This is a genomic window from Candidatus Aminicenantes bacterium (assembly GCA_011049425.1).
Lineage (GTDB): Bacteria > Acidobacteriota > Aminicenantia > UBA2199 > UBA2199 > UBA876.
This window is the reverse complement of record DSBM01000160.1, coordinates 1-3066: the sequence shown is the minus strand read 5'-3', so window position 1 is coordinate 3066 and position 3066 is coordinate 1. Positions and strand designations below refer to the sequence as shown.

At 55.5% G+C, this 3066-nt stretch carries 3 protein-coding genes; all 3 read left to right on the top strand.

Features of this window, described 5'->3' with window-relative positions; all coding sequences use genetic code 11:
• Positions 1-31 precede the first annotated feature (31 nt).
• From ENN40_11440 to ENN40_11430, 3 genes are read left to right on the top strand one after another with little or no spacing between them, the layout of a single operon-like run.
• Positions 32-517 (top strand): hypothetical protein, encoded by a 486-nt coding sequence (locus ENN40_11440; GenBank protein HDP95956.1) that lies wholly within the window; start codon positions 32-34, stop codon positions 515-517.
• Entirely contained in the window at positions 495-1997 is a 1503-nt protein-coding gene (locus ENN40_11435) for a helix-turn-helix domain-containing protein (protein ID HDP95955.1), read from the top strand. The genes ENN40_11440 and ENN40_11435 overlap by 23 nt, the downstream gene beginning before the upstream one ends.
• On the top strand, positions 1990-2730 hold the full coding sequence (locus ENN40_11430; protein ID HDP95954.1) for a hypothetical protein: 741 nt from the start codon (positions 1990-1992) through the stop codon (positions 2728-2730). The genes ENN40_11435 and ENN40_11430 overlap by 8 nt, the downstream gene beginning before the upstream one ends.
• Positions 2731-3066: the final 336 nt, after the last annotated feature.

Genomic DNA, 3066 nt, shown 5'->3' with positions numbered 1-3066 from the left:
GGTGTCGATGCGATCGGGTCTTATTGGGGAGATGGGGCCGAAGATACGGGAGAGGTTGTTCGCCGGGGCGTTTCCGGTCTACGCGTACATGTACACGCTGCGTCCGTTCATGCGCATGAACGGGGGCAAGAAAAGTGAGATTGAGGACTTTGTGGAGGTGTTAAGCGGGAAAAACTTAAGCGTGCGGGAGATCGAGCAGTTGGCCAACGGGTACTTCCGGGGTCCGGAATCGTTTCGAGACGAGATCCGGCGTGGCCACATCGCCTTGCCCTTGAAACGGATGAGGGAAGTTCCGGAGGCGGCGGAGGGGTGCAATGAGTTCGAGCGGACGTTGCTCAAAGATTTGGAGATCACGCAAAAATATATGCAACGGGTGATGGGGAAGAGCCATGACCGGCGGCTGGAAAGCCGGGCGTTTCATGTTCAGGCGAATTTATTGACGGGTGGAATCTTGAGCCGGGAGAGCGCCTTTGTCGAGGCGCTGAAGAAACTTCATGATCGAACCGGACAAGCGTAAGGCGATTTATCTGCTGCATCAGGAAGGAAAGGGCCTTCGCGAGATCGCCCGCCTGATGGACACCAGCCACAATACGGTGGCGGCGATTATTGAGCAGAAGGGCGAGATGCCGCATACGACGCGCCGCGACAAGATCAGGATCGATGCGGATCTTTTGCGTCGTCTCTACGGGGACTGCGAGGGGTGGATTCAGCGGGTGCACGAGAAGCTGGTGGAAGAAGAGGGAATCAGAGTGACCTATCCCACCTTGACGCGGATGCTGCGGGATCTGGGGATCAACACGGACGTCAAAGCCCGGTGCGAGCGGGTGCCGGATGAACCGGGCGCCGAGTTCCAACACGATACCAGCCCCTACCAACTCAAGTTGGGGGACAAGCCAACGCGCGTGGTGGGCAGCCTTCTCTACCTTCGCTATTCGAAACGGCGCTACCTGAAATTTTACTGCGCCTTCAACCGTTTCAAGATGAAATGTTTTTTTCACGAGGCGCTGATGTTCTGGGGTTATTCTGCGGCGCAATGCATTATTGACAACACGAATCTGGCGCGGCTACGGGGAACGGGACGAGAGGCGGTTATGGTTCCGGAAATGGAAGCCTTCGCCAAACAGTATGGATTTCAATTTGTCTGCCATGAAAAAGGCCACGCCAACCGCAAGGCGGGGGAGGAACGGAGTTTCTGGACGGTCGAGACCAATTTCTTTCCTGGCCGCGTTTTTCAGAATCTGGAGGATTTGAACCGGCAAGCATTGGAGTGGTCCACGGTGCGCATGGAACAACGACCACAGGGAGAAACAAAGATCATTCCGGCCCAGATCTTTGAGTATGAGCGCCCCTATCTGATCAAGCTCACGCCCCATATCCCGCCGCCTTACATGGCCCACCACCGCGGCACAGACGAATATGGCTTCGCCTCCTTTGATGGCAACCACTATTGGGTGCCTGGAACAAAACGGGGCGAGGTCAAAATATTGGAATACAGCCACCGGTTGACGATCTACGCGAAAGAAGAAAGCCCCCTCGATTACCGGTTGCCGGCCAGTGGCGTGAAACACCAACGGTTTAGCCCTGAGGGACAGCCGCCGCCCCCTCACGCTCCGCGCCATCGCCAGCAGCCCACACAGCAGGAAGAACTCCGTTTGCGTGCCATGGGCCAGGGGGTCGGCGCCTATCTGGATTTCGTCCTCAAACCCAAAGGCCTTGAGCGCCATGGGATGATCAGAAAGCTTTTCGCCATCAGCCAGAAGATGACGCCGGCGTTGTTCATCCGGAGCATCGAGCGCGCCCACAAATACAAAATCACAAGCCTTGAGACGATCGAGCGCATTGCCGTGCTTTGCATGAGTCAGGGTGAGGACAAACTGCTTTCCGTTGAGGTGGATGAGAGGTTTCGAGACCGGGAGGCCTATCAAGAAGGGTATCTCACCGATCCGCCCAATTTATCGATCTACGACGATCTATTGAAGGGCGAAGACCATGGATGAGGAACTGGCCAGGAAGTTGAAATACCTGCGTCTGGGAGGGCTTCTGGCGCATTGGGATGACTCTCTCAAGATGGCCGCTTCCAAGCGGTGGTCCCACGCTCAGCTGCTCACCCACATCTTCACCGAAGAGTTCCGGATCAAGCAGGACAACGCCCGCATGATGAGGCTTAAGCGAGCCAACCTTCCGGAACCGTTCGTCATTGAAACCTATCCTTTCGACCGGCAACCCAAACTCAACAAAAAAATGATCATGGCCCTCTATGACACTCTGACGTTCATGAAAAACCACCAGGGCATCATCTGGCTCGGTCCCACGGGGGTGGGCAAGTCCGGCCTTGCCACCAGCTTTCTTGTCCACGCCATTAACCATGGCTACACAGGCAAGTACATCCTGTTCGCTGATCTCGTCACGGAGCTATACCAGTCTGTCGCAGACCACACGGAAAAGCAGGTGCTCCAGCGCTACTCCTCCTATGACTGCCTCTACATCGATGAGATCGGGTATGTGGAAGTGGAGCCGGTCCAGGTCGGGCTGTTCTTTACCCTGATGCAGAGGCGGCACAAGAAAAAGTCAAATTTGATCACCTCGAATCTGGGATTTTCAGAGTGGAATGCCTTCCTTAAAAATAGCCAATTAACCGCGGCTCTCATCGATCGCCTGACCGAAAACAGCCACGTGGTCAACATGAAAAGCTGTGTTGGCATCAGACCCCGACTGAGCTCAGAGGCCTAATCGTTCCTTCCCCTTTCGTCGCGCATCAAAAACATCATCATCGTGTGGACATGCCGCTCCGGTGGACAGCTTCGCCAAAAAACGGCGAACCTGCCCACCTTCGCTTGGATAACGCTCCGGCGCCTGCGGCGCCTCCGCGTTACCCACATGCCCACACGACGACGGCTGATTTGCTTCGCTAAATGACACAACCAAAACCACCGCCCCATGCCTTCGCCAAGTGTGTCACTTTTACTGATTCCAACTGGTCAATTTATCTGAGCGGCGTCGGACAAACCCGGACGAATGCTATTTCGGGCCGTTGGACCGGGTAGATTGGTGGTATCTGAGTCATAT